The organism is Streptomyces sp. WMMB 714 (assembly GCF_900090125.1).
Taxonomy (GTDB): domain Bacteria; phylum Actinomycetota; class Actinomycetes; order Streptomycetales; family Streptomycetaceae; genus Streptomyces; species Streptomyces daqingensis.
Map to the genome: position 1 here is coordinate 352265 of NZ_FMHJ01000008.1, position 25893 is coordinate 378157.

At 73.1% G+C, this 25893-nt stretch carries 23 protein-coding genes; 14 read left to right on the forward strand and 9 right to left on the reverse strand.

Features of this window, described 5'->3' with window-relative positions; genetic code table 11:
- Positions 1 to 32: 32 nt before the first annotated feature.
- From H181DRAFT_RS17390 to H181DRAFT_RS29480, 6 genes are all read left to right on the forward strand, one after another.
- A complete protein-coding gene (locus H181DRAFT_RS17390; RefSeq protein ID WP_045865455.1) occupies positions 33 to 623 on the forward strand; it encodes a GTP-binding protein in 591 nt (196 codons plus the stop codon).
- 89 nt (positions 624 to 712) lie between these two features.
- Entirely contained in the window at positions 713 to 2017 is a 1305-nt protein-coding gene (locus H181DRAFT_RS17395) for a cytochrome P450 family protein (RefSeq protein ID WP_045865456.1), read from the forward strand.
- On the forward strand, positions 1954 to 3234 hold the full coding sequence (locus H181DRAFT_RS17400) for a cytochrome P450 family protein (protein ID WP_078895793.1): 1281 nt from the start codon (positions 1954 to 1956) through the stop codon (positions 3232 to 3234). Before H181DRAFT_RS17395 ends, H181DRAFT_RS17400 begins: the two co-directional genes overlap by 64 nt.
- Positions 3235 to 3549: 315 nt before the next feature.
- Positions 3550 to 6504, forward strand: coding sequence for an SARP-family global regulator AfsR (locus H181DRAFT_RS17405; RefSeq protein ID WP_045865376.1), 2955 nt, complete (start codon positions 3550 to 3552; stop codon positions 6502 to 6504).
- A 218-nt stretch (positions 6505 to 6722) separates the two neighbouring features.
- The gene (locus H181DRAFT_RS17410) at positions 6723 to 6968 is read left to right on the forward strand and encodes a hypothetical protein (RefSeq protein WP_045865377.1); all 246 of its coding nucleotides are present in this window, start codon (positions 6723 to 6725) and stop codon (positions 6966 to 6968) included.
- Positions 6969 to 7171: 203 nt separating this feature from the next.
- Positions 7172 to 7315 (forward strand): hypothetical protein, encoded by a 144-nt coding sequence (locus tag H181DRAFT_RS29480; RefSeq protein ID WP_158715449.1) that lies wholly within the window; start codon positions 7172 to 7174, stop codon positions 7313 to 7315.
- A gap of 72 nt (positions 7316 to 7387) precedes the next feature.
- On the opposite strand, the gene H181DRAFT_RS29485 is transcribed toward H181DRAFT_RS29480, so the two are convergent.
- On the reverse strand, positions 7388 to 7945 hold the full coding sequence (locus H181DRAFT_RS29485) for a hypothetical protein (RefSeq protein ID WP_052708624.1): 558 nt from the start codon (positions 7943 to 7945) through the stop codon (positions 7388 to 7390).
- A gap of 255 nt (positions 7946 to 8200) precedes the next feature.
- Here H181DRAFT_RS29485 and H181DRAFT_RS17420 point away from each other — a divergent pair, with 255 nt between their 5' ends.
- Complete coding sequence (locus H181DRAFT_RS17420) at positions 8201 to 9043, forward strand: hypothetical protein (protein WP_139131718.1); 843 nt, start codon at positions 8201 to 8203, stop codon at positions 9041 to 9043.
- Between the two features lie 198 nt (positions 9044 to 9241).
- Here the strand turns inward: H181DRAFT_RS17420 and H181DRAFT_RS17425 are convergent, their stop codons facing one another.
- The 3 genes from H181DRAFT_RS17425 to H181DRAFT_RS17435 form a co-directional block, all read right to left on the reverse strand.
- On the reverse strand, positions 9242 to 9625 hold the full coding sequence (locus tag H181DRAFT_RS17425) for a VOC family protein (protein ID WP_045865379.1): 384 nt from the start codon (positions 9623 to 9625) through the stop codon (positions 9242 to 9244).
- 58 nt (positions 9626 to 9683) lie between these two features.
- On the reverse strand, positions 9684 to 12296 hold the full coding sequence (locus H181DRAFT_RS17430; protein ID WP_045865380.1) for a protein serine/threonine kinase AfsK: 2613 nt from the start codon (positions 12294 to 12296) through the stop codon (positions 9684 to 9686).
- 217 nt (positions 12297 to 12513) lie between these two features.
- Positions 12514 to 13338: a VOC family protein gene (locus H181DRAFT_RS17435; RefSeq protein WP_045865381.1), complete on the reverse strand. Its 825-nt coding sequence runs from the start codon at positions 13336 to 13338 to the stop codon at positions 12514 to 12516.
- Between the two features lie 309 nt (positions 13339 to 13647).
- Here H181DRAFT_RS17435 and H181DRAFT_RS17440 point away from each other — a divergent pair, with 309 nt between their 5' ends.
- Entirely contained in the window at positions 13648 to 14292 is a 645-nt protein-coding gene (locus H181DRAFT_RS17440; protein WP_045865382.1) for a TetR/AcrR family transcriptional regulator, read from the forward strand.
- A gap of 150 nt (positions 14293 to 14442) precedes the next feature.
- Positions 14443 to 15579: a flavin-containing monooxygenase gene (locus tag H181DRAFT_RS17445; protein WP_078895808.1), complete on the forward strand. Its 1137-nt coding sequence runs from the start codon at positions 14443 to 14445 to the stop codon at positions 15577 to 15579.
- Positions 15580 to 15667: 88 nt separating this feature from the next.
- Here the strand turns inward: H181DRAFT_RS17445 and H181DRAFT_RS17450 are convergent, their stop codons facing one another.
- Positions 15668 to 16549, reverse strand: coding sequence for an NAD(P)H-dependent oxidoreductase (locus H181DRAFT_RS17450; protein WP_045865384.1), 882 nt, complete (start codon positions 16547 to 16549; stop codon positions 15668 to 15670).
- A 205-nt stretch (positions 16550 to 16754) separates the two neighbouring features.
- On the opposite strand from H181DRAFT_RS17450, the gene H181DRAFT_RS17455 reads away from it, so the two are divergent.
- Positions 16755 to 17690, forward strand: a complete 936-nt coding sequence (locus tag H181DRAFT_RS17455) for a GlxA family transcriptional regulator (RefSeq protein WP_045865459.1) — start codon at positions 16755 to 16757, stop codon at positions 17688 to 17690.
- 29 nt (positions 17691 to 17719) lie between these two features.
- Here H181DRAFT_RS17455 and H181DRAFT_RS17460 read toward each other — a convergent pair whose 3' ends face one another.
- Positions 17720 to 19192, reverse strand: a complete 1473-nt coding sequence (locus H181DRAFT_RS17460) for an MFS transporter (RefSeq protein WP_368073272.1) — start codon at positions 19190 to 19192, stop codon at positions 17720 to 17722.
- A 19-nt stretch (positions 19193 to 19211) separates the two neighbouring features.
- Here H181DRAFT_RS17460 and H181DRAFT_RS17465 point away from each other — a divergent pair, with 19 nt between their 5' ends.
- Entirely contained in the window at positions 19212 to 20237 is a 1026-nt protein-coding gene (locus H181DRAFT_RS17465) for a GlxA family transcriptional regulator (protein ID WP_254666886.1), read from the forward strand.
- A 333-nt stretch (positions 20238 to 20570) separates the two neighbouring features.
- Here the strand turns inward: H181DRAFT_RS17465 and H181DRAFT_RS17470 are convergent, their stop codons facing one another.
- Complete coding sequence (locus tag H181DRAFT_RS17470) at positions 20571 to 21131, reverse strand: ATP-binding protein (protein ID WP_078895797.1); 561 nt, start codon at positions 21129 to 21131, stop codon at positions 20571 to 20573.
- 518 nt (positions 21132 to 21649) lie between these two features.
- Entirely contained in the window at positions 21650 to 22030 is a 381-nt protein-coding gene (locus H181DRAFT_RS17475; RefSeq protein WP_175439791.1) for an STAS domain-containing protein, read from the reverse strand.
- A gap of 365 nt (positions 22031 to 22395) precedes the next feature.
- On the opposite strand from H181DRAFT_RS17475, the gene H181DRAFT_RS17480 reads away from it, so the two are divergent.
- Together H181DRAFT_RS17480 and H181DRAFT_RS17485 are read left to right on the forward strand one after the other, a co-directional pair.
- Positions 22396 to 22971, forward strand: coding sequence for a sigma-70 family RNA polymerase sigma factor (locus H181DRAFT_RS17480; protein ID WP_045865386.1), 576 nt, complete (start codon positions 22396 to 22398; stop codon positions 22969 to 22971).
- On the forward strand, positions 22968 to 24437 hold the full coding sequence (locus H181DRAFT_RS17485) for a zf-HC2 domain-containing protein (protein ID WP_078895798.1): 1470 nt from the start codon (positions 22968 to 22970) through the stop codon (positions 24435 to 24437). The genes H181DRAFT_RS17480 and H181DRAFT_RS17485 overlap by 4 nt, the downstream gene beginning before the upstream one ends.
- 85 nt (positions 24438 to 24522) lie before the next feature.
- Here the strand turns inward: H181DRAFT_RS17485 and purU are convergent, their stop codons facing one another.
- Positions 24523 to 25485 (reverse strand): formyltetrahydrofolate deformylase, encoded by a 963-nt coding sequence (gene purU, locus H181DRAFT_RS17490; RefSeq protein ID WP_078895799.1) that lies wholly within the window; start codon positions 25483 to 25485, stop codon positions 24523 to 24525.
- A 218-nt stretch (positions 25486 to 25703) separates the two neighbouring features.
- On the opposite strand from purU, the gene H181DRAFT_RS17495 reads away from it, so the two are divergent.
- The coding region (locus tag H181DRAFT_RS17495) for a helix-turn-helix domain-containing protein (RefSeq protein WP_139131719.1) at positions 25704 to 25893 on the forward strand (190 nt) is incomplete at its 3' end.

A 25893-nucleotide genomic window follows, 5' to 3' on the forward strand; every position in this document is an offset into this window, starting at 1 on the left:
CCGGCTCCCCGGCCGGCGAGGAGCCCGGCGCCGTGCCGCACGCCGGTGTCTACCTCAGCGGCGACAGATCCCAGACGCTGGTGAAGCTGCTGGTCGCCGGCCCGTTCGGGGTGGGCAAGACGACGTTCATCCGCTCGCTGTCCGAGACGGAGCCGCTGCACACCGAAGAGGTCATGACCCGCACCAGCGCGTCCGTCGACGACCTCTCCGGCATCCGCGACAAGTCGACGACGACGGTGGCCATCGACTTCGGACGCCTGACGCTCCCCGACGACTACGTGCTGTACATGTTCGGCACGCCCGGCCAGCGGCGCTTCAAGCCGCTCTGGCAGGACATCGCCCGAGGTGCGATGGGCGCGCTGGTGCTGGCCGACACCCGCCGGCTGTCGGACTCGTTCGAGGTGATGGACATGATCGAGGAGGCCGGCCTGCAGTACGCGGTGGCCGTCAACACCTTCCCCGACTCCCCGGCACACCACCCGTCGAAGCTGCGCGAGCACCTCGACCTGCTCCCCGACACACCCCTCGTGCTGTGCGACGCACGCGACCGGGACCAGGCCACCGACGCCCTGATCGCCCTCGTCGGCCACGTGCTCGCCCTCACGGCCCAGGAGACAGCGTGACCTCTCCCCGTCCGACCCGTCCGACCCGACCGCGCTCCGCCGGCCACCGAGCCTCCGGTGACGGCGCGCCCGGTACGCCGCGCCGCGTGATGCCGCCGCCCGTGCGCCCGCCCGGCAGCGACGTCACCCAGCTGTACGGGCCGGAGTTCGCCGCCGACCCGTACGGAACGTACGAGCGGCTGCGGGAGTACGGCGCGCTCGCCCCGGTGGAGATCTCCCCCGGCGTCGGAGCGATGCTGGTGACGGACTACCGGGCCGCCCTGGACCTGCTGCACGACCCTGAGACCTGGTCGAAGGACTCGCGCACCTGGATGCAGTCGGCGCCGGAGGACTCCCCGGTGCTGCCGATGCTGGCCTGGCGGCCCAACCTCTTCTTCAGCGACGGCGACGCGCACGAGCGCTACCGCAGCGCCGTCACGGACGCCTTCGAGCGCATCCCCGCGCACGAACTCCGCACGGCCGTCGTCGAGTTCGCCGACTCCCTGATCGCGAAGTTCGGCGAGAAGGGCGAGGCCGACCTGATGGCGGAGTACGCGCGGGTGCTGCCGCTGATGCTCTTCAACCGCCTCTTCGGTCTGCCCGACTCCTACAGCGAACAGCTCATCACCGCCCTCGCGGGCGTGTGGGAGGGCCGCACGGCCGAGGAGGCCTCGGCCGCGGGCGCCGCGTTCGAGGGGTACGTCGGCGAGCTGATGGCGGCGAAGAAGCAGGCCCGCGGAGAGGATCTGACGTCCTGGTTCATGGACCACCCCGCCGGTCTCAGCGACGAGGAGGTCATGCACCAGACGGTGATCACCATGGGCGCCGGGCACGAGCCGACGGCGAACCTGATCGCCAACGCCCTCGCCAGGATGCTCACGGACGACCGCTACTACAGCACCCTGTCGGGCGGCGCCCTCACCCCGCTCGACGCCATCCACGACGTCCTCCGGAACGAGCCGCCGATCGCGAACTACTCGGCCCACTTCCCCAAGCGGGACGTCTACTTCCACGGCACCTGGATCCGCAGGGGCCAGCTCGTGATGGTCTCGTACGCGGCGGCCAACACCCAGCACGGCAGGATGGAGCCCGGAGCGTCCGGCGGCGCGTCCGGTTCGGGCGGCGGCTCGCACCTGGCCTGGGCGGCCGGCCCGCACTCGTGCCCCGTGCAGCAGCCGGCGACGCTGATCGCCACCACGGCGATCGAGCGCCTCACGGCGTGGCTCTCCGACATCGAACTGACCGTCAGGCACGACGAACTCACCTACCGGAACGGCCCGTTCCATCGCGCTCTCACGTGCCTGCCCGCACGGTTCACACCGATCAGTCCCGACCAGCCAGGAGCGACTCCATGGGAGAGCAGGGAAAGCAGACCCCGCGAGGAACGGCGGACGCCGGCGGCGCCCGCCCGGTAGAACCCTTCGTCATCGACCCCGCCGGCCGGGAGAAGCACGCGGAGGCGGAACGTATCCGCGCCCGCGGGCCCGCCGCCCTCGTGGAGCTCCCGGCCGGCATCCGCGCCTGGTCGGTCGGCAGCATGGACCTGCTGAAGCGGCTGCTGACCGACCCGCGCGTCTCCAAGGACCCCCGGCAGCACTGGCCGGCCTGGCGGCGCGGCGAGTTCCAGGACAGCTGGATCCGGACCTGGGTCGGCGTGACCAACATGTTCACGTCCTACGGCGCGGACCACCGACGGCTCCGCAAGCTCGTCGCGCCCGCCTTCACGGGGCGGCGCACGGAGGCGATGCGGCCCCGCGTCGAGCGGATCACCCGGGAGCTGCTCGACGGGATGGCGCGCGTCCCCGAAGGCGAGCCGGTCGACCTGCGGGCCGCCTACGCCCATCCGCTCCCGATGAGCGTGATCTGCGAGCTGTTCGGCATCCCGGAGGAGAAGCGGGCCGAGGTCGCGCGGATCGTCACACGCGTGATGGACACGTCCGTCACGCCGGAGGAGGCCGCCCGGACCGCCAGGGAGATGCAGAGCGCCTTCGCGGCGCTCATCGCCCTCAAGCGCGAGCAGCCCGGGGAGGACCTGACGAGCGTGCTCGTCTCCGCCCGCGACGACGACGGCTCACGCCTCTCCGAGGTCGAACTCCTCGACACGCTGCTGCTCGTGATCGGCGCCGGCCACGAGACCACCGTGAACCTGATAGGCAACGCGGTGCAGGCCCTGCTCACCCACCCCGAGCAGCTGCGCCTCGTCCTCGACGGTGCGATCTCGTGGGACGACGTCATCGAGGAGACCCTCCGCTGGGCCCCGAGCCTGGCGAACCTGCCGCTGCGTTACGCCGTCGAGGACATCGATCTGCCCGGCGGCCTCACGATCCGTCAGGGTGAGGCGATCCTCGCCACGTACGCCGCCGCCGGGCGCGATCCGGAGCGGCACGGGCCGACCGCGGCGGAGTTCGATCCGCGCCGCACCGACAAGGAGCACCTCGCCTTCGGGCACGGCGTTCACTTCTGTCTGGGCGCCCCCCTTGCGCGCCTTGAAGCCCGTACAGCGCTGCCCGCCCTGTTCCAGCGCTTCCCCGGTCTGCGCCTGGCCGTCCCCGCCGAAGACCTTGGGACGGTGGGTTCGTTCATCGCGCACGGCTACCGCACGCTGCCCGTCCTCCTCCACGGTCCCGGATGACGTGACGGGCGGAGTGTGTACGAGGTGTGCAGGGAAGCGCTTACCATCACGCGGCCGGCATCCGCCGGGTCCGGGGCCCGAAAGGCCGGGACGGCGCTGCGAACCCGCGCGTACGCAGCGGATACTCCGCCCCGGGCGCATCCCGGGCTGACGGCTCCGGCCCGGGGGCCCGACCTCCCCTGCCGCAGCAACCTCCCCCGTCCGCGCCGAAGTTCGAAGGACTCGTGAGGGACCTGGTGCCGTGCTGACGCGAAGCTCACAAGCAAGGCAGACTGATCCCTGCGGTAGTGCAAAACGGAGCGCAGGGGGGCAACCATGGGCGCCGAGGGGAAAGTCGGCCACGGAACGGAGCAGCAGGAGCACCTGCTGCACTTCGCCGTGCTCGGTCCCGTCCGCGCGCACCGCGACGGCCAGGACCTCCCCATGGGTTCGCCGCAGCAACGCGCCCTGCTCGCCGCGCTGCTGCTCCGCAACGGCCACACCGCGACCGCCGAGGAACTCATCGACGGCCTGTGGGGCGAGGACCCGCCGGACCGGGCGAAGGCCGCGCTGCGCACGTACGCCTCCCGTATCCGGAAGGCGCTGGGGGCCGACGCCGAACTGCTGGTGAGCGAGTCCGGCGGTTACGCCGTCCGCACGGACCGGACACGCTCCGCCGTCACCTTCGACCACGACCTGGCCTCCGCGTACGCCTCCGAGGCGGAGAAGTACCTTGCGGGCGGGGACCGTTCGAAAGCGCGCGAGAAGTACGCGTCGGCGCTGGAGCAGTGGAGCGGCGAGCCGCTCGCCCACGTGCCGGGCCCCTTCGCGGAACGGCAGCGCGACCGCCTCAGCGAGTGGCACCTCTCCCTGCTGGAGAACCGGCTCGACCTCGACCTCCAACTGGGCGCGCACGCGGGCGCGGTGTCCGAACTCACCGCCCTCACGGCCGCTCATCCGCTGCGCGAGAGACTGCGCGAGCTGCTGATGCTCGCCCTGTACCGCAGCGGACGGCAGGCCGAGGCGCTGGCCGTGTACGCCGACACCAGGCGGCTGCTCACCGACGAACTGGGCGTCGACCCGCGCCCCGAGCTCGCCGACCTCCACCAGCGCATCCTCGGAGCGGACGACAGCCTCGCGCTCGAACCCGACGAACCGTCCGGGCCCAGCACGCCCAAGCTCGCCCAGCCCGCTCAACTTCCCGCCACGGTCGCGGACTTCACGGGCCGTGCCACCTTCGTCGCCGAACTGCGCGACCAACTCGCCCAGGCCGAGGGCACGGTGATGGCCGTGTCCGCCGTGGCGGGCATCGGCGGCGTCGGAAAGACAACGCTTGCCGTCCACGTCGCACACGCGGCGGCCGAGCACTTCCCCGACGGCCAGCTCTACGTGGACCTCCAGGGCGCCGGGCCCAGCGCCAGCGAACCGGCGACGGTGCTCGGCGCGTTCCTGCGCTCCCTCGGCGTCGACGACACGGGCATCCCGGAAGGCGTGGAGGAACGCTCCGCGCTCTTCCGCTCGCTGCTCTCCGGCCGCCGCGTGCTCACGCTCCTCGACAACGCCCGCGACGCCGCGCAGGTGCGGCCCCTGCTCGCCGGCGCGAAGGGCTGCGCGGCGCTGGTCACCAGCAGGGCCCGCATGGTCGACCTGGCCGGCGCGCACCTCGTGGACCTCGACGTCATGAGCCCCGACGAGGCGATGACGCTCTTCACGCGCATCGTCGGCGAGGAGCGGGTCTCCGCCGAACGCCAGGCGGCGATGGACGTCGTCGGGGCCTGCGGGTTCCTGCCGCTCGCCATCCGTATCGCCGCGGCACGCCTCGCCGCCCGCCGTACGTGGACGGTCGCCGCGCTCGCCTCCAAACTCGCCGACGAACGCCGGCGGCTGGACGAGCTGCAGGCAGGCGACCAGGCGGTGAAGGCCACCTTCGAGCTCGGATACGGCCAACTGGACGCCGAACAGGGCCGCGGCTTCCGGCTGCTGGGCCTCGCCGAAGGTCCCGACATCTCCCTCACCGCGGCCGCGGCCCTCCTGGACCGCCCGGCCGACGAGACGGAGAACCTGCTGGAGTCGCTGGTCGACGCGTCCCTCCTGGAGTCGGCCGCACCCGGCAGGTACCGCTTCCACGACCTCGTGCGGCTCTTCGCCCGCGCCTGCGCCGAACGCGACGAACAGCCGCCCTCCGAACAGGAATCCGCCCTCAACCGCCTCCTCGACTTCTACCTGGCGACGGCCTCGAAGGTCTTCGCCCTCGAGAAGCCGGGCGAGCGGGGCGCGGAGCACCTCGTCAAGCCGTTCGGCCCCGGAATGGTCTTCGAGGACCGGGATGCCGCTGTGAACTGGCTCTTCTCGGAGGCCGACTGCGTGCTCGCCTGCGTGGAGCAGGCCGCGGGGCGGGGCATGCTGCGGCACGCCGCCGACCTGCTCATCGCGATCAAGGACTGCGCCGACTCGGGAGTGCACTCCCTGCGCTACGAGCGGGCGGCCACGACCGTGCGGGACGCGGCACGCGCTGCCGGCGACGCCCTGGCGGAGGGCCGCACACAGACGATGCTGACGCACGTCCACGTCGTCGCCGGCCGCTTCAGCCAGGCGGACGAGGAGGCGAAGCGCGCACTGCTGCTCTCCCAGGAGTCCGGCGACCCGCTGGCCGGCTGCTGGGCCCTCAACGACCGCGGCATCATCGCCAACTGCCAGAGCCGTTTCGCCGAGGCGGAGACCCATCTGCTACAGGCTCTGGAGGCGTTCCGCGCGGACAGGAACCGCCCCAGCGAGGCGAGCGCGCTCTCCAACCTGTCGGCGGTCAGTCTGGCCCTGGGCCGGAAGGACAGGGCGATCGAGCTGGCGCGTCAGGGACTTGAGATCTACGAGAACCTCAACCACCGCATGCGCATGGCGAACGGCAGGTACGCCCTGGGCCGTGCCCTCACCGAGAACGGGCGGCTCACGGAGGGCCTCGACCAGCTCAACCGCGCCGCGGCGCTGTTCAACGAGACCCGGCAGCCGTTGTGGGAGGGCGTGGCCCACTTCCGCATGGCCGAAGCCCACTTGGCGGACAGGAGGCCCGCCCAGGCGGCGGGCCACGCGGAACAGGCGCTCGCCCTGCGCGGCATCGGCGGGGAATGGATGCGCGGCAGGATGCTGACCGTGCTGGGACGCGCACTGGTGGCGCTCGGCCAGCGGGACCGTGCACGGGTGTGCTGGAAGGACGCTCTGGCGGTGTTCGACGAGATGGGCGCCACCGACGCCGAAGAGGTGCGTTCGCTGCTCACCCCTGCTCAGGCGGCATAAACGGCGCCGAGGAGCGCTGCCATCACTCGTTCATCGATCGTTTATCGCGGTCCGGCACTCTTCAATACGTCGATCCGCCGCTTCGGGGGGAGAGCGGATCACGGGGGAGGCCGCGGCCTGGCTAAGGTGAGCGGCCCATGGTCCGCCCGGCGACCCGCGGGGGAGTCGCTGGGCGGACATGCAGCACGAACGAGCCACCAAGCCAGGAGAGTTCGATCATGAGCGAGACGGCACAACCCACGGTGAAGAGCTTCGAGGACGGGGTCACGACCACGGGGACCGAGGAGAACCACACCCCGATCCTCCCGGAGGCCCGGAAGTCGCCGGAGAACGGCGGTGCGCCCAGCACCACGGAGAACCACACGCCCATCGCACCGGCAGCCGAAGCCGGCGCGGACGAAGAAGGCGGTGTGACCACGCTGGAGAACCACACGCCCATCGCGCCGCCCAAGGGCGACGCCTGAGAGACCAACACCACGGGGGACACGGCGGGGCTTGGCGTCAGTGGCGGGGAGGGGGTGCCGCTGCCGCCAGGCTCCGCTGCTTGAGCGGGAGCCCAGGGGGGAATCCTGACGGTGTGCCAGTGGCAGGATCCGCCAGAACGATCCGTGGCCTGCCGTGCGCCGATTCGACGTCACTCACGACCACGGTCTTCGAAGGAGAAGGAATGCCCAGAATTCTCAAAGCACTCGTCGTCTGCTCGTTACTGATAGGCGCGGCGGTGGCGCCGGCCGTGGCCGCGGAGGAGCCGCAGACGACGACCGCTCACGGAGTGCACACCAACGGCACCACGGAGGGCCACACGCCCTGAACGCTTGAGCAGACGTGAAGAGGGGCGGGCCGGTAGGACACCGGCCCGCCCCTCTTCCGCTGTCCGCCGCCCTCAGCGCACGGACACGACCTTGCAGGCGGAGACCTCGCCTATGCGGTCCGGGTGGCTCATGCGGACGTCGACCGGCTTCTCCTGCTTGGACCCGACCGTGACCTCCGCGGTCCCGGAGTCGACGTACAAGCCGGACGCGTCGTCGAACTCGACCTTGACCTCGTAGGTCTCGCTGCCCCTGTTCGGGTTGCGCACGCTCACGACGGCCTTCGCGGACGTCCCCGAGCCGGCGGCGCACTGCGTGACCGTCGTCGAGGGCTCGCTGTCCCGCCGGGAGTTGTTGGAGTTGTTGTACCGCGAGCCGGTGCCGGTGGTGCTGTTGTAGCGGCGGCCGCCGCTGGTGGAGCCCGAGGTGTAGCTGCTGTCGTTGTCGTCGTCGTCATAGCTACTGCTGCTGCTGTGGCTGCTGGAGCTGGAGCTGCTGCACCCGCCGCTCTTGCTGCCGCTGCTGCTCCGGCTCCCGCCGCCCTTGCCGCCCGACGAGCGCGCGGGGCTGAAGCCGCTCAGCGCGACGAGTACGACCGCCACGGCGGCGATGAGCTTGAGATGACGCGACATGGTTGAGACCCCCGAATGTGTCATGGCTACTGGGGTGGACACCCCTGGACGGGGACGTGCCGACCTCCCCGGAAGTTCCGTCAACTGCCCTGCTTTTACGGAACCTTGAGAGAGCCGGGCGATCGGACCGGGCGGCCCCGCGGCCTCCCCGGTGCGGGCGCACGCCAGGGTGCCGGCGGGACGACGGAAGATGCCCAGAAGTGGCGGAGATGTCCCGGCGGGCGTAGCTTTTCGAGTAGGACTACGCACCCTTCGGTGCCGGCCCCCCGGCTCCCGTCGGGCCAGGCCAGGGCGCCGGGAAGCGAGGCGAAGGCGATGGTCCGGAACCTGTTCGGCCTCCTGCTCGCACTCGCCGGAGCGGCTGCGGCAGTGTGGAGTCCCTTCCGCGCCTGGTACCAGGACCGCGACGGACGCACCTTCCGCCTGCAGGAGCTCTTCTCCGGCACGGGGATCACCGACGCCCGCGCGGACCTGTGGACCGGGCTCTTCCTGCCGATGGCAGCAGCAGCGGTGCTCACGCTGATCGCCGCCCTCCTGCGCTCCCGCCTGCTCGTGGCGCTGGCGGGCCTGCTCGTGCTCGGCTTCACGGCGCTGTGGATGGTCCGCCAGGGCCAGGCCGCCGGAAGCCTCACCGCGGGCGGGGACGGCCTCGGCGAGGGGGCGGGCCTCGCGGCGGGCGGCGGCGTGCTGCTGCTGATGGGCTCGCTCGTGATGCGGGGGCGGCGCACCGGCTCCAGACGCCGCGGCGCGCACGCCCGCATCGACGACGGCGACGTCGACGAGCGCTACGGCGGCTACGAACCCTCCGAATCGCCGGACCCCTACGGCCCCTTCGGGACGACCCACGGACCGCACGGCGCCTACGAGGCGGACGACGGTTACGGCCCGCCGCCGGGCCACGACGAGACTCCGGCCCAGGAATGGGACCCGTGGTCGCGTCCGGCCCGGCAGCAGCCGCCGCCGGACGAGCCGTACCCGCCGCAGGGGCCGCAGCAGCTGGGAGAGCAGCCTCCCCCGGGGCCGGACCCCGGAGCGGGCCCGTCCGGCACCCAGCGGATCCCGCGCCGCCCGGACCAGCGCGGCGACGGCCCGTACTGACGGACGCCGGCCGTGCGGGCCGACGCCGCCCGCCGTCCGGGAGCTCCGGCCCGTCCGCCCACCGGTGCACCAGGACGCGGTGCACCAGGACGCAACGGGGCGCAGCGGACGCCGGAACCCTCGGCAGCCGGGCAGGTCGGTGACCGGGCAGGAAGAGGGCCCGGTCGGTCGGTGACCGGGCCGTCAGTGGCCGGGCCGTCAGTGACCGGGCAGGAAGAGGCAGAACGGATGCCCGGCCGGATCGAGGAGGACGCGTACGTCCTCCTGCGGCTGGTACTCCGCGACGCTCGCTCCCTCGGCCACGGCGTAGGCGCTCGCCTCGTCGAGGTCGTCGACCTCGATGTCCAGGTGCATCATCATCTGCTGGTCGCCGCGCGCGGCCGGCCATACGGGCCGTACGTGCTCGTCCTCCCGCTGGAAGGACAGGCCCGCACCGCCGCCGGGCGCCTCCAGCATCACCCAGTCCGGTTCGTCCCACTTCACGCGCCAGCCCAGCAGCCGGCGGTAGAACTCCGCCAGCTCACGCGGTTCGGGGGCACCGAGCACGGTGGCCGAGAGCCTCGTACGGGGTCGTCCGGTCACGGCGCCTCCTGATCGACTGGTCCACTGATCCACCGGGAAGGGTCTGTGCCGCGTGCGGTCAGCCGTGACGGGCCTGACCCGTGCCTTTCGCGGCGTCCAGGGCGTACACGCAGCGGTCCTTGCTGCACGCGTAGATCACGCCGCGGTCGGCCACGGGCGAACCCGTGATCTCACCCCCGGTCGCGAGCTTCCACCGCAGCTGGCCGCCCACGGCGTCGAGCGTGTAGAGGCAGTGGTCCGCCGAACCGAAGTGCACGCGGCCCTCCGCCACCACGGGCGCGCCCACGACGTCGCCGCCCGCGGCGAAACGCCACCGCGGCGTTCCGCTGACCGCGTCGAGCGTGTACAGCGCTCCGCCGCTGCCCAGGTGCACCAGGCCGTCGGCGACGACCACGGGCTCCGTCGAGTGCCGGGCCTCCGTCGCGATGCGCCACCTGTCCTGGCCACCGGCCCCGTCCAGGGCGTAGACGGTGCCGAGATAGTCGGCGAGGTAGACCCCGCCGCCCGTGACGGCGGGCCCGGGAGCCAGAGCCGGCGGGCAGAGGAAGACCGCGGGGGCGTCGAAGCGCCAGCGCTCCGCGCCCGTGGCTCCGTCCAGGGCGTAGACGCGGGAGCCGGCGCACATGTAGAGCACGCCGTCGTCCCCGGGCGTCAGGCGCAGGGGCACTCCCCCGGTGGTGGAGGCGTCGCCCACGGGGTACGACCAGCGTTCACGGCCCGTGCGGGCCTCCAGGGCGTACAGGCGGCCGTCGCCCCACGTGTAGACCGTCCCGCCGTGGACCGCCGGGCCGCCTTCGGGGGTCTCGAAGTCGGCCTGCGCGCCGCCGAGTTCCCACAGCTTCTCGCCGCTCGCCGCGTCCCACGCCTGGACGCCTCCGCCGCGGGTGCCGGTGACGAGGGTGCCGCTGCCGCCGGCGATGTCGGCCTGAAGCGAGTAGACCCAGCCGTCGGCGGGGACGCGCCAGCCCTCGGAGCCGTTGCGGGCGTCCAGGGCGTAGAGGCTCGGACCGTCGGACGCGTGGACCCGGCCGCCCGAGACGGTCATCGACCACGCGACCTCGCGCGTCTTGAACTGCCGCCGCCCGCTGGCGACGTCCAGCGCGTGCACCTCGAACGACGTGACGTAGAGAAGGTCGTCGGCGACGACCGGCGTCCCCCACACGTCGTTCGACATGCGGAAACGCCACGGGCGCCAGCGCTGCGGCGCCCCCTGGCCGGCGTCCGGCCCGCCGGGGGACGCGGCCACCATGGGCGGCGGCGCCGGCAGGCCCGGCCCGGCCTGATCGGCGACGGGAGGCGGCACGGCTGCGGCGCCCGGCCCGGGGGACGGCTGCGCGCCGTTGGGCGGGCGCACCCAGCCGGTGGCGGGACCGGCGTCCTGGTCCGCACGTACGTCGTCCGCGCGGCGCGGACCCGGGCCGATCGGGACCTGCGATCCGGGCAGCCGGACGGGCGCGCCGTCGACGCCGGCTTCCTGCGGCGCCGGGGAGGCCCCCGGAGCGTGACCGGGCTGCGGCGGCGCCGCGGGCGGCGTGGCCACGGCGCCCACCGCCGACGGGCCGCCGGGGCCCGCCGGGATGGCGTGCCGCGGCCCGGCACCGTGGCGGGCGCCGGGTGTGGCGCCCCCGGAGGCGGCCGGAGCGGTGGCGGGCGGGGACGGCGAGCCGGCCGGGGCGGGCACCTGCGCGGCGGCGTGCGCGGGGCGTCCGTCCGGCGGGGCGGGGGCGGCCTGCGGCGGGTCCTCCTGCCGGTGCGAAGGGCGTCTGGGCGTCGGGCGCGCGCCCCGCTTCCGCTCGATGAGGGCGACGGCGCCGGCGGGCAGCCACGCGGAGGCCGTACCGCTGTCGTCCCCGCCGGAGGAGAACAGGTGCGGGGCGAGCTGGGCCTGCAGATCGGCCGGGCTGGGACGTTCCTCCGCGGACATCCGCATGCACGACTCGATGAGCGGCCGCAGCTCCTCGTCCATCCCCTCCAGGTCGGGGCCTTCGCGCAGCAGCATGAAGACCGTCTCCACCGGGTTGGCCCCGTGGAAGGGGGCGTGGCCCGTGGCGGCGAAGACGAGCGTCGAGGCCAGCGAGAAGATGTCGCTGGCGCCGGTGACGCTGCGCGAGTCCCGCGCCTGCTCGGGGGACATGTACGCGGGCGTGCCCACCGCCACGTTCGTCATCGTCAGGCGGGTGTTGGAGACGCCCGAGGCGATACCGAAGTCGATGACGCGGGGACCGTCCTCGACGACGAGGACGTTGGACGGCTTCAGGTCCCGGTGCACGAGCCCGGCGCCGTGGATGGACTCCAGCGCCTCGGCCACCCCGGCGGCCAGCCAGCGGACGGCCTGCACGGGCAGGGGACCGCACTCGTTGACTATCTCCTCGAGCGACGGGGCGGGGACGAACGCCGTCGCCAGCCACGGCACGGCCGCCCGCGGGTCCGCGTCCACGACGGCCGCGGTGTAGAAGCCGCTGACCGCCCTGGCGGCCTCGACCTCCCGCGTGAAGCGCACCCGGAACAGCTGGTCCTCGGCGAGCTCGGTACGCACCGTCTTGATCGCCACGCGCCGGCCGGACGCCGAGCGCGCGAGATAGACCAGCCCCATGCCTCCGGCACCGAGTCGGCCGAGCACCTCGAACGGGCCGATCCGCCGCGGATCGTGCTGCGTCAGCTGCTCCACCACTTGCCTGCCACCTCCCCGTAGGGGCCAATCGACATCCGCCCCGTGCAGCTTCTCACTGCCGTGCCGGACACAAGGTCCTCAGGCCGATTCTTCCTGCCGGAGCCGCCGGTTGCGAACCCGGGGCCTGCCCTGCGAGTTCTCCACATCCAGAACGCCCTCCTCCGGTGGCGGCCCGGCCCGGGATCCGGCCGCCGGAGGCCGGACGCCCGCCCGGCCCTCACGCGTCACCCGGGGCCGCGGCGGAGGGGGGCTCCAGCACGGCGAACCGCGTCCCCTGGTCGTCCGCGAGGACGGCGTACCGCCCGTACGGCGAGTCCTCCGCCTCACGGAGGGGGCGCCCGCCCATGCGCACGGCGCCGCGGAGCGCGGCGTCGCAGTCGTCCACGGCGAAGTAGGTCAGGAAGTGGGCGGGCACCCGGGCAGGGTAGATCTCCTCCACCAGCGAGCGCCCGCCGATCGCGTGCTCTTCGTCCGCGGGCGCGCCCCCGGGGGTCCACATCATGAAGTCGGAATCGCCGCCGATCTGTGTCGTGCCGTACCCGAAAACGCCGTCGTAGAAGGCGTCGACGGCCTCTTTCCCGGCGGTGTGGGTGACGGCCTCGGCCCAGACGTACGCCCCGTGCACGCCGCGCACCCCGAACCCGGCCTGCCTGCCGGGCCGCACCTCCAGCAGCCCGAAGACGGCGCCGGACGGATCGGCGGCGACGGCCACCGTGCGGCCGCCGTCCGCGGTGGTGGGCTCCGTCAGTACGTCGCCGCCCGCTTCGCGGACCCTGGCCACGGCTGCCCGTACGTCGGAGGCCGCGAGGTGGAGGTTCCAGACGGTGGGGAGCCGGCCGTCGGGCTTGGGGAAGAGTCCCGCCGCGGCCCTGCCGTCCACGCGGGCCGTGGTGTAGCCGCCGGGGGCCGTCCGCGCGGACGGCTCGTCGAACGTCCAGCCGAAGAGCTCGCCGTAGAAACGCTTCCCTGCCGCGACGTCGGGGAGCATCGCGTCGGCCCAGCACGGCGCCCCTTCGGCGAGCAGCTCCGCCCGTACCGCCATGACCGTGCCTCCTGTGCTCGGCGCCCCTCTTCGCGCCGGTTCCGGCGCCCGGCTGCGCGCCCGCGTGCGCCTGCCCCCGCAGCCGTGCTCGCGCGCCTCTCCTCTTACGCGTGCCCCCGCACCCGTACGGGCACGCTAGCCGCGTTCGCGGGCCCCCGCAGTACTTCGCGGCCCCCCGCAGCACAACGGTTCGAACGGGCCGGCGGTCCGGCCGCGCCACGGCAACCGGTGCGAGGCGGCGGGCATGGCCTGAACCCCATTTGCATGCGGCCGAATCGCGCTGCCGTTCCCCGTCGATAAGCTGACGGCATGACACAGGTTCGAACTGTCGACGGGCGAGTAGCGGGACGCCGCGGGCAGGCGACGCGGCAGAAGCTGCTCGACTGCCTCGGCGAGATGCTCAGTTCGTCGCCGTACCGCGACGTCAAGGTCATTGATGTCGCCCGGAGAGCCGGCACCTCTCCGGCGACCTTCTACCAGTACTTCCCGGACGTCGAGGGCGCGGTCCTCGAGCTGGCCGAGTCCATGGCGAAGGACGGGGCCGTGCTCAGTGAACTGGTGTCCGACCGCTCCTGGGCGGGCAAGTCCGGCTGGCGCACCGCCGAGGAACTCGTCGACGGGTTCCTCTCCTTCTGGCGCAAGAACGACGCCATCCTGCGCGTCGTCGACCTGGGCGCCGCCGAAGGCGACAAGCGGTTCTACAAGATCCGCATGAAGGTGCTCAACCACGTCAACGGCCCTCTGACCAAGTCCATCAAGGAACTTCAGGCCAAGGGACGCGTCGACAAGGACGTCAACCCCGCCGCTACGGCCGGCGCCCTGGTGACGATGCTCGCCTCCGTGGCCGGGCATCAGAAGGGGTTCCAGACGTGGGGGGTCAAGCAGGCCGAGCTGAAGCCCAATCTGGCGCTGCTCGTCCACCTCGGCGTGACGGGCCGCAAGCCCACCAGATGACCTGTCAATTCTGGCCACTCCCAGAAACGTTTCTCCATCGCATGGCGGGAACCCGTACCAACTCCGCGGACCCCGCCGCCACGTGCTCTTCCCGTGACTCTTCCGTGACGGGAGTGCCACGCCGCCGGCACTAAACTCACCGTCATGCCCATGACCGACGACGGGGTTCCCGTTCACATCATCGGCGCCGGTCCCGGCGGGCTGGCCACGGCCGCCGCCCTGCACGAACGGGGCATCAGCGCCGTCGTACTGGAGAAGTCCTCCTCCGTCGCCGCCTCCTGGCGCACCCACTACGACCGGCTGCGGCTGCACACCACCCGACGGTGGTCCGCCCTGCCCGGTCTGCCCATCCCCCGCTCCTACGGGCGATGGGTCTCCCGCGAGGACTTCGTCCGCTACCTGGAGAGCTACGCCGAGCACCACGGCATCGAAGTGGCCACCGGGGTCGAGGTGGACACCGTCGAACGCGGTGACGACGGCTGGGTGCTGCACGCCAACGGAGGGCGCCGGCTGACGACGCCCGTGGCCGTCGTGGCGACCGGCTACAACCACACCGCGCACCTCCCGTCCTGGCCGGGCCGCGAGAACTTCGGCGGCGAGCTGCTGCACGCCTCGCGGTACCGCGACGGGAAGCCCTACGCGGGCAAGGACGTGCTGGTCGCGGGCGTGGGCAACACCGGCGCGGAGATAGCCGTCGACCTCGCCGAGTCGGGTGCCGCACGGGTACGGCTCGCGGTGCGCACCGTCCCGCACATCGTCCGCCGCTCCACGCTGGGCTGGCCCGCGCAGGCCAACGGCATCCTCTGCCGCCGCCTGCCGACGAAGATGGTGGACGCGCTCGCCGCCCGCATGGCCAAGGCGGCGGTGCCGGACCTGTCCGGCTACGGGCTGCCGCGCCCCGACACCGGCCTCTACACCCGGGCCCGTCAGGGCGCGATCCCTGTGCAGGACGTGGGGCTGATCAAGGCGGTGAAGACGGGGAGGGTGGAGCCCGTCGCCGCGGTCGAGTCGTTCGACGGTTCCAAGATCCAGCTCGCCGACGGCACGACCGTCGGCCCGGACGTCGTCATAGCCGCGACGGGCTACCGGCGCGGCCTGGAGGACCTCGTCGGCGGGCTGGGCGTGCTCGACGAGCGGGGACGCCCCCTCGCGCACGGCGCCCGCACCCACCCGGACGCCCCGGGGCTGCACTTCATCGGCTACACGAATCCGCTCAGCGGGATGCTGCGCGAGCTGGCGATCGACTCCCGCAAGATCGCGCAGGCGGTCGCTCGGGCGATCGCGTGACGGGGGCCTGAGACGGAAGCACGGAGGGGCGGTCGCTCCGCACGAGCGGGTACGGGCCCGCCGGTGCGCACCGGCGGGCCCGCGGCCTTCAGCCCCGGAGCGCGGCGGCCCCGCACGTCTCGCGGACGGGGGCCGCGTCCGGCCGGTCCGGGCCGCCACGCCCGAGGTGGACGTCCAGACCCTCGCCGTCCGGAGCGATCCCGGGCCGCAGCGTCAGCCGCCCGTCGTAGTCGCCGCCCCGCTCGCTCCGGTAGGGCAGCGGCTCCTCGTACGGCAGACCGCGCAGCCGCTCCCGCAACCGGCGCGCGTACGCGCGGTAGCCGGCCTCCGTCAGCCGGTCGGCGCCGTACACCGTGAAGGGCTCGTGCGGGGCCATGCCGGTGTACCAGAACGTGCCGTGCAGCAGCGGCCACAGCACATGGCGGATGTCGCCGTGGACGCCGCGCGGCCCGAAGCCGCTCTCCCGTGCCCCGGCCGAGGTGATCACGAGAGCGCGTCTGCCCGCGAGGCCGCCCTCCCCGTACCGCAGCGTGCGGCCGTCGTCGCCGCGCAGCCCGAAGGCGAAGCCCTGTACAAGCACGCGGTCCAGCCAGCCCTTCAGGATCGCGGGCGGGCCGAACCACCAGAGCGGGAAGTGCAGGATCAGGGTGTCCGCCCACGCGAGCTTCCGCTGCTCCTCGCGGACGTCCTCGCCCTGCCCTCCGTACAGGAAGGCGCGCTCCTGCCCGGCGCCCACGGTGAGGCGCGCGTCCGCGCCGCGTGACGCGGCGAGCGGAGCGGGTCCTTGGGGGCCGGGCGGGGCGGGCGCGTGCACGTCGGAGGCGTCCAGCACCGCCTTCCAGCCCATCGCGTACAGGTCGGAGACGCGGCTTTCGTGGCCCGAGGCCGCGAGTTCGCTCAGGCCCTCGCGCATCAGGGAGGCGTTCAGGGAGCGCTGCTCGGGGTGGGCGAATATCCAGAGAACCTTCATGCTCCGAGGGTGCTGGCCGCGCCCGGCACCGGCGAGTGGCCATATGGCCGGGTTGTGCAAGGATCTGGCCATGAAGAAGGCCATGCAGGACACGGCCCTCCCCGAAGGGACCGGGACCGGCACCGGGACGGACGCCGGCCCCGCCCGGCCCGCATTCGCGCACGACGGCCGCCACAGGGTCGCCGTGCTGGTCCGGCCGGGCGTGATGCCCCTCGAACTCGGCCTGGTGCACCAGCTGTTCGGAGCGGCGCGGCACGCGGCGGACGGCCGGCCGCTGTACGAGGTGGTCACCTGCACGCCGGCCCCCGGGCTGCTCCGCACGAACGCGGACTTCCCCGTCCACGTGTCGCACGGGACCGGCGCCCTGGCCGAGGCGGAGACGGTGATCGTCCCGGCCACCCACGAGGAGGACGAACCCGAGTGCGCCGGGCGTCTCGGCGGTGCCCTCGCCGAGGCCCTCGACCGTGTCCGCCGCCCCGGTACGCGTGTCGCGTCGATCTGCACGGGCGCCTTCGTACTGGCCGCGGCCGGCTGGCTGGACGGCAGGAGAGCGACGACGCACTGGAAGTCGGCCGCCCGCTTCCGGCGGCTCTTCCCCGCCGTCCGTCTCGACCCGGACGTCCTCTACACCGGGGAGGGCGATCTGTTCACCTCCGCCGGTGAGGCGGCGGGCATCGACCTGTGCCTCCACCTGATCCGCCTCGACCACGGGGCCGCCGTCGCCAACGACGTGGCCCGCTCCACCGTCGTGCCGCCGCACCGCGAGGGCGGTCAGGCACAGTTCATCGCGGCGCCCGTCGCCCGGAGCGGGGGACGCTCCTCCACGGGCGCGGCCCGCGACTGGGCCCTGCGGAACCTCGGCCGGCCCCTGCCGCTGCGCGAGCTGGCGGGCGTCGGGTCCATGAGCGTACGGACGTTCACGCGGCGCTTCCGCGAGGAGACAGGGCTCACGCCCGTCCAGTGGCTGACGCGCCAACGCGTCGAGCGGGCACGGCAGTTGCTGGAGGAGACGGACCTGCCCGTCGAACGGGTCGCCGCGGACGCGGGCTTCGGCACCGGCGCCTCGCTCCGCCAGCACATGCAGGCGGCCCTCGGCGTCTCCCCGCGCGCGTACCGGGCCACGTTCCGCGGGCCGCGCTGACCGGACGGAGGCCCGTCAGCGGAGGCCCGTCAACCGACGCCCGAAGCAGGCTCCTTCCCCTCCTTGCCCGCGGGGCCGGCCGTTGCGCCGGGCGCTGCGCCGATCCCGGGCTCACCCGCTCCCCCGGGCCCGTCCTTCCGTATGACCAGCGCCATCAGCGCGGCCGTCGCGCACAGCGCTCCCGAGCCGATCCACGCGACGTCGTAGCTCCCGAAGGTGTCCCGCGCCAGCCCGGCGAGGAAGGCGACGACGGACGCGCCGATCTGGTGGGAGGCGAGGACCCAGCCGAAGACGATGGCGCCGTTCCCGCCGAAGTGCGCGCGGCACAGCGCGATGGTCGGCGGCACGGTGGCGACCCAGTCCAGCCCGTAGAAGACGATGAAGAACAGCATCGACGGCCGCACGGACTGGGCGAACAGCATCGGCAGGAAGAGCAGCGAGACCCCGCGCAGCGCGTAGTAGACGGCCAGCAGCCGCCGGGGGTCGAACCGGTCGGTGAACCAGCCCGACGCGACAGTGCCCACCAGGTCGAAGACGCCGATGACGGCGAGCAGCGTGGCGGCGGCCGGTACGGGCATCCCGTGGTCGTGCGCGGCGGGCACGAAGTGGACGCCGACGAGGCCGTTGGTCGAGGCCCCGCACACGGCGAAGGTCCCGGCGAGCAGCCAGAAGACCCTGCTGCGGGCGGCGTCGCGCAGCGCCCGCAGCGTCCGCCGGGCGGCTCCCGGGGGCGCGGGCGGCGGACTGACGTACTCGGGGCCCGCCCCGTACGGACGCAGTCCGCAGTCCTCCGGCCTGTCGCGGAGCACCCACAGCACCAGCGGCACCACGGCGAGCGCGGCGAAGGCCACGGTCAGGGACGCCGCCCGCCACCCCGGCCCCTCGACGAGCAGCGCGACCAGCGGCAGGAAGACGAGCTGCCCCGCGGCGGATCCGGCGGTGAGGATGCCGCTGACCAGTCCGCGCCGCTCGACGAACCAGCTCCCGGAGACGGTGGCGGCGAACGCCAGAGCCATCGATCCCGTCCCCAGCCCGACGAGGAAGCCCCAGCAGAGCAGGAGCTGCCAGGTGGCGTCCATGAAGACGGTGAAGCCGCTCCCCGCGGCTATCAGCAGCAGCGCGCCGGAGACGATGCGGCGCATGCCGTAGCGCTCCATCAGCGCGGCCGAGAAGGGCGAAGTGAGCCCGTAGAGCAGGACGTTGACGGAGACCGCCGACGAGATGGTGCTGTGCGACCAGCCGAACTCCTCGTGCAGGGGGTCGATGAAGACGCTCGGGGTGGCGCGGAAGCCCGCCGCTCCCACCAGCGCGACGAACGCGACGGCGGCGACCCACCAGGCGCGGTGGACGCGCGGAAGGCGCCGGCCGCGGGAAGGGCGGCCGTCCGGACGGCTGGAGGGCGGGAGGCCGGGGTCGGGGTGGGTGCCGGGGAGTCCGGTAGTCCGAGTCACGGAACCAGCGTGTGACGTGGTGCCTCCACGGGCGAGTGGCCCGAAGGCCATGTTGTGCGAGGATCGGGCCATGAGCGTCTTCCGCCGTCCGCACCGCCACCGTGTCGCCGTCCTCGTACGGGACGGCCTGCTGCCCATCGAACTCGGCATCCCGCACCGCCTGCTGGGCTGGTCCTGGGACGAGCGGGGCGATCGGCTGTACGAGGTCGCCACCTGCGCGGTCCGGCCGGGCCCCGTGCGCACCGACGCGGACTTCACCGTCGCCGTCGAGCACGGCCCGGAAGCGCTCGCCGAGGCCGACACCGTGATCGTCCCCGCCTCGCACGAACTCGACGACGCCTACACCGAGGGACAGCTCGACGCCCCGCTGGCCGCCGCTCTGGCGCTCGTCCGCCCGGGGACCCGGATCGCGTCGATCTGCACGGGCGCGTTCGTGCTGGCGGCCGCCGGGCTGCTCGACGGCAAGCGGGCCACGACGCACTGGGCGTCCTGCGAGCGGCTGCAGAGGATGCACCCGGCGGTCAAGGTCGATCCGGACGTGCTGTACGTCGCGGACGGCGACGTGCTCACCTCGGCGGGAGTCGCGTCGGGCATCGACCTGTGCCTGCACATGGTGCGGGAGGACTTCGGCGCCGCGGTCGCCAACTCGGTCGCCCGGCGCACCGTCGTACCGCCCCACCGGGACGGCGGTCAGGCGCAGTTCATCGAGCGGCCGGTGCCGGACGCGGGGACGAGTTCGACGGGCGCGGCACGCGACTGGGCGCTGCGCCATCTCGAACGGCCCATCGGGCTGCGGGAGTTGGCATCGAAGGAGTCGATGAGCGTACGGACGTTCACGCGGCGCTTCCGCGAGGAGGTGGGGACGAGCCCGCAGCAGTGGCTGACGCGGCAGCGCATCGAGCGGGCACGCCACCTGCTGGAGAGCAGCCGGCTGCCGGTCGACGCGGTCGCCTCGGCCGCGGGCTTCGGCTCGGCGTCGTCGCTCCGCCTGCACTTCCAGTCGGCGCTGGGCGTCTCGCCGAGCACGTACCGGCGCACCTTCCGCGTGGGCGCGGGCGGCGCGCCCGGCCGGGAGACACCCCTGGGCGGCTGCTGAGCAGGGAACGCCGCACAGCACCCCGTCGTACGCGCCCGGCGCTCACCGGCTCGCCACCGGGCGCGGTGCGGTGGGTGGCGGCGCGCTCGCACCCGCGCCCGGCTCGCCGCGGCAGCCTGCCGCCACCCGGTACCGGCACTCCGGGGAGACCGGACCACGACCCGTACTCGCCGAGGAGCCGCGTGCCCCTCCGCGTCGTCCCCTCGCGACCCTCGTCGTTCCCTCGTGACCAATCGCTCACCCCAGAGTGACCATACGGGCACTTAACGTCAACACCCGACCCCGAAAAGGCTGTTGGCCCGCTGATCCCGAACTGCCCCCGCGCCGGCCGCGTTACGCCCGGGCCGCCCCCTGCGGCACCCTGTCCGGCCTCACGCCCTTCGGCGGCCCGTCCGCCAACCGCGCCGCGGCGGCCGCCTTCTCGGACCCCGCGGCCGTGACAGGCCGGCCGGCCTTCCCCGTGACCGCCCCGGCGGAGGCGCGCTCCCGCGCGTCCGGGACGCGGTCGAGCTCGCACCAGATCCGCTTGCCGGCGCCTTCGCGCTGCCACCCCCAGCGGTCCGCGAGGCCCGAGACCAGCTCAAGGCCGCGCCCGTGGGTGTCGTCGCCGTCCGCGCGGCGCTGCCGGGGAGGGACGCTGCTCATGTCCGCCACCTCGACGCGCACCGCGCCCGGCGCCAGGCGGCCGGGCAGCAGCATCCGGAGCACGGCCGGGCCGTCCGTGTGCACGACGGCGTTGGTCACGAGCTCCGACACCAGCAGCAGCAGCGTCTCCGCCAGCTGCTCGTCGGCACCGACTCCGCATGCCGCCAGCCGCGACCTGGCCCACCTCCGTGCGCGTCCCACCTCCTCGGGGTCCGCCCCGATCTCCAACTGCACCTGAAGGACCTGCACCGCTCACACCGTCCGTACTGGCAAGCACATCGCCTCGCGTCCGCAAGGGGTCACGTTCCGTGAGCCCGATGGAGGACAGCATCGTGGACTCATACTCGGGCCAACAAGCGCTTCAGGCATATTCCGGCGTAAAGGAGTAGCCGTACTGCATACTGTGCGGCACCCGTTCAGACGGAGAGGAAGGCGTGCGCATCACGCCACACCGTCCACAATGCGGGCACCTGCGAATTCCCGGCATCCAACGGCGGTTGTCGGAGCGGGACACCGTCTTCCGGCAGCCACTGCGGGCGCGGACAGGCCCGGCTCATCGGCAGCGCCTCACCCCGGGAGGACGCGCGGCGGTGGCCACTTCCGCGGACGGACGCCGCGGGCGGTTGGGACGCCGCACCCGGCGGCGGAGAGTCACCCGGGCCGAGTCGGCTCGCCACAGGGAGACAGGAGTGCGGGAGTGCGGGAGCGCGGGAGTGCGCTCAGGGGCCGTACAGGCCCGTACAGGCCGTACAGGCAGTCAGGGCCGGTCAGGCCGAGAGAGGGCCGGCTGCGGCTCCCTGCTGGGTCGCCGCGCTCAGGTCGGGGTAGCAGTCGAAGAGGCGCCGCACACCGAGCGCCGCCAGCACGCGGTTGACGTGGGAGCCGTCCTCGGCGCCCCGCGCGGGCAGGATCAGCCTCAACTGGCCGGCGCAGGAACGCATCAGCCGGCGTGAGGCGATCAGCACGCCCACGCCGCTGGAGTCGCAGAAGAGCACTTCCGAGAGATCCAGAACGAGGCTGCGCCGCCCGTCGGCCACCGCGTCGTGTACGTGCTGCCGTACCGCGGGCGAAGTGACGAGGTCCATCTCCCCGGATACCCGGAGAACGGCCCACTCCCCCCGCTCCTCCTCCAACACCTTCAACGACACGTCTTCGCAACCCCTTCGCTCGAGTGGGACTCCGCCGCCCTACCGGAAGCTGTCCTTCCTGGTGCGGCTGCCCGTGCCCCCACGGTCAAAACGAGCCAATCACCAGACCCTAGGTGCTTGTCAGCCAGTTCTCCCCCGCAATAGTCGCAGTCATACCCGCAATTCTCCCTGGCAATTTCAGGTGTGATCGGGCAGCGACCGTACTTGAGGCATATCGCAACGTGACGGGACCGACACCATCCGCGATCAGTACGAAGGCACATTGCCGCAAAGAGGCGTGCGTTGTCAGCCCCTCGCACTACATTCGAGGGGCCGAAGGGGGACAAGGCGGTTGCGAAGCGGCATCGAGTTGGCTGGGAGCCACCATGGCGAATGACACACCACCGCGCTGGGACCGGAAGATGCAGCAGCGGCTGGCCCGTGGTGAGGCAGCCGCGCTGGGCGAGTTGTACGACCGTTTCGCTTCGCTCGTGCACAGTCTCTCGCACCGGGTGCTCGACGACGAGTCCGCAGCCGACCGGACCACGCGCGACGTCTTCGGCTACATCTGGGAGAACCCGCAGGCCTACGACCCGAAGAGCGGCCCGATGCGCTCCTGGATAGCGGAGGTGACGCAGCGGACGGCCGCCGGGCGGCTGCGTGAGCGGCACCGCGAGGAGGGGCCGCAGTCTCCCGGGCACCACGAGCGGACGGAGGAGAAGGTGCGGGCCGCGTCCACCGCCGCCCGTGCCGACTACATCGTCACCTCGATGCCCGCATCGCTCCGCGCGGCTTTGGAGCTGACGTACTTCCAGCGCCGCGACTACCGCCAGGCGGCACGGCAGTTGGGCGTCACCGACGACGAGGCGAGACGGCGGCTCCGTCTCGGCCTGCAGCTGCTCTCCTCGGCGTCCATCCGGCCGCTGCCCCCGCAGCCGCACGGCGGGGGGCGTCCCCTGTGAGAGGGCCGGACGAGCAAGGCGGCGGAGCCGGTGGCAGCAGCGCGGACGGCGGCGGTTCACCCAGGGGCGGAGGCCCGGACGGCGGCTCCGGAGAGGGGGCGGCGGAAGGAGGCGCTGAGGGCAGCGCGGCCCAGCCGCCCCGCATACCGCCGCCGAGAAGCCCCGCCGACGACTCGGAAGGCGCCGCCGGGCCCTGCGGCCGCTCCGCTCCCACGGAAGACCGGCAGGCGCCTCCGCGGCCCGAGCCGGCTGCGCCGGCCCGGGAGCCCGTCCAACTCGCCCAGCAGCCCGAGCAGTTCGACCACCGCGTGCTCAAGTCGCTTCTCGGGGCGTGGGCGCTCTCGGCGTGTTCGGCGGAGGAGACCGCCGCCGTGGAGGGCCACTTGAGCGAGTGCGGCGCCTGCGCCGACGAAGCCCTGCGGTTGCGGGACGCCGTCGCGCTGCTGCACCCGGAGGACAGCCTCGATCTCGATCCGGCGCTGCGCTCGCAGGTGCTCCACGGCTGCATGGCGCGCCGGGCACCCCGCGTCCCGGTCCCCGAGTGGGCCGCCCCGTACGACGCGGAGGCCTCGCGGCTCGACGCGCTCCTGCGCGACATGGCGGACGAGGAATGGCTCGCCCCGGTCCGGCTGCGCTGGTTCGACGGCCGCCACAGGGAGAAGCGTGAGAGGGACACGACGGTCGCCGGCGTGATCGCCCATCTCCTCGCGGTGGACGGGCTCGTCGCTTCCGCTCTCGGCATGCCCGACCCCCTCGACGTGGCCGCAGCGAGCGGCAAGGACCGCACAGGCGACGGGCCCGGCGGCACGGGGGCTCGTGACGGCGTCTCGCAGCCCGTCGACCCCGAGGAGCGGACCGAGCGGTTCTGGCGCGCGGACTGCGACGTCCTGCGCACGCCCGCCGCCCGCCGGCACTGGCGGGAACAGGGCCACGCCCTGCTGCGCACAGCGTCCTTCGCCAGTGACCGTACGGCCGGAGTACCCGTCCCCTACGGCGAGTTCACGCTCCCCGTGCGCGACGCCCTGCTGGAGCGCGCCTTCGAGTGCTGGATGCACGCCGAGGACATCGCGACGGCCATCCACTACCCCTACACCGCGCCCCAGAGCACGCACCTGCACCACATGGTCGACCTCGCGGCGCGGATGCTGCCGGAGACGATCGCACGCCGCCGCCGCGCCGGCCTCGCGGGTCCGCCGCGGAGGCTCAGCACGGCGGGCACACCCGGGCGCGCACTCCACCTGGAGGTCGAGGGCGACGGCGGCGGCGACTGGTACATCCCGCTGGACTCCCCCGCCGCTGCCGTCCGCCCGGGCGACGCGGTGGCCCATGTCGCTCTGGACGACTACGAGTTCTGCCAGCTCGCGGCGGGCCACGTCGCTCCGGCGGAGGCCATGGCGGGGCGGGACGGGGACCGCGAGGCCATCGAGGACGTGCTCTTCGCGACGGCTTCGCTCTCGCGGATGTAGCCCAACGCGGGTGCCCGGAGCGGCCGTTCGGTGCGGACGTCCCCCCGGGCCGGCGGGCCGGTGCCCCGGGTGGCCGCCTCGCGCGTCAGGTGAAGACGACGGTGCGGTGCCCGTTGAGCAGCACGCGGTGCTCGCTGTGCCACTTCACAGCGCGCGCCAGCGCCTGGCACTCCACGTCCCGGCCCACGGCCACCAGTTGCGCGGGAGTCGCCTCGTGGCCCACCCGCTCGACCTCCTGCTCGATGATGGGGCCCTCGTCGAGCGCGGCCGTCACGTAGTGCGCCGTCGCCCCGATCAGCTTGACGCCGCGGGCGTGCGCCTGGTGGTAGGGCCGGGCCCCCTTGAAGCTCGGCAGGAACGAGTGGTGGATGTTGATGATCCGCCCGGGCAGCTGCTTGCACAGGTTGTCGGAGAGGACCTGCATGTAGCGGGCGAGGACGACCAGTTCGACGTCCTCCTCCTCGATCAGCCGCAGCAGCCGCGCCTCGGCCTCCTGCTTGCTCTCCTCGCTGCCCCTCTCCACCGGGACGTGGTGGAAGGGCAGACCGTAGGAGCCGACGAGTTCGGCGAAGTCCGTGTGGTTGGAGACGACGGCGGCGATGTCCACGGGGAGGGCGCCGCTGCGCGCGCGGAAGAGCAGGTCGTTCAGGCAGTGGCCGAACTTGCTGACCATCAGGACCACGCGCATCCTCTGCGCCGCGTGGTGCATCTGCCAGTCCATCTGGAACGAGTCGCCGATGGCCGTGAAACTCGCCCGCAGCTTCTCCACCGGCACGCCCTCGTCCGCCGAGAAGTGGACGCGCATGAAGAAGAGCCCGGTGTCGTGGTCCCCGAACTGCTGGCTGTCCTCGATGTTGCAGCCCGTCATGAACAGGTAGCTGGAGACGGCGTGGACGATGCCCTGCCTGTCGGGGCACGACAGCGTCAGGATGTACTGCTCCCGCTCCCCTTCCCCGCCGCCGTCGGCGGGTGCGGGCCCTTCGGCGGGTGCGGACGCCTGGGCGGAGGGGCTGTCGGCGGAGGCACTGTCGGCGTGCGGCTTGCTCATGGGGTAAAGACTTGCACACCGTCCCGAAGCACCATCGACCGTGCTCCCGCGAAGCACGGGAGCGGCGCGCGGCAGGGCGGCGGGGCGGGGCGCCCTAGGTGTTCTGTCCATGGAGGTTGGTGACGGTGATCACCGGTAGGTGATCTTGAAATGGGTGAGGGCCTTCTGGCCTGGTGTGTAGCGACGAAACCGCACACCTGGCGACCAGGAAGGCCCTCATGCCGCACCGTAACGCACCGTTGACCGAGACCGGACGGCTGCGTCTGGCCCGCTGTGTGGTCGAGGAGGGCTGGCCTCTGCGGCGGGCGGCCGAACGGTTCCAGGTCTCACCGACTACAGCACGGCGGTGGGCAGGCCGCTACCGGGAGTTGGGCGAGGCCGGGATGGCCGACCACTCCTGCCGCCCCC